The sequence below is a fragment of the Streptomyces alkaliterrae genome (assembly GCF_007097205.2).
GTDB classification, from domain to species: domain Bacteria; phylum Actinomycetota; class Actinomycetes; order Streptomycetales; family Streptomycetaceae; genus Streptomyces; species Streptomyces alkaliterrae.
On the sequence record NZ_VJYK02000678.1, the window covers coordinates 1 to 613 of the forward strand.

Annotated in this window: 1 protein-coding gene; it reads right to left on the reverse strand. The window is 77.2% G+C overall.

What is annotated here, in order from left to right:
* Positions 1-613, reverse strand: a 613-nt coding sequence (locus tag FNX44_RS27470; protein WP_153507812.1) for a class II glutamine amidotransferase, incomplete at both ends; no start/stop codon positions are given.

A 613-nucleotide genomic window follows, 5' to 3' on the forward strand; every position in this document is an offset into this window, starting at 1 on the left:
GCCGGGGACGCGTCCCGCGTGGGGGTGAGTGGGCGGGTGCGGACGCCGGTGGCGGTGGCGGTGAGCAGTGAGTGTTCGGGGGCCTCGCGCCAGCCGTCGCGGTCGTCGGGTTCGGAGGCGACGAGTACGCCGGGCGGTTCGCCGTCGGCGGCGGTCCGGTACCAGAGGGTGTCGCCGTGGCGGACGCCGGTGATCGAACGGCCGTCGGTGAGCAGGAGGTTGAGGCGGCTGCCGGGGCGTGCGGCGGCGACGCGCAGGGCGGTGTCGGCCAGGACGTGCGCGGGGTCCTCGCCGGCGGCCAGTCGGCGGCTGAGCAGCAGCCACAGCAGGACCGAGTCGCAGCGCGCCTCCAGCGTGGCGACCTCGGCGGCGGTGACGGGCTCGCCGAGGTCGTCGGGCAGAGCGGGCCAGTCGGGTATCGCGCCGTTGTGGCTGAACAGCCAGCGGCCGTGGGCGAACGGCGCGGCGGCCGACTCGTCCTGGCAGGTGCCGGCGGTCGCGTCGCGGACGGCGGCGAGGACGGCGGTGGAGCGGACGACGCGGGTGAGGTCGGGCAGGTTGCCGTCCGCCCAGATCGGTACCGCGCGGCGGTAGCGGGCGGGCGGCTTGTCGG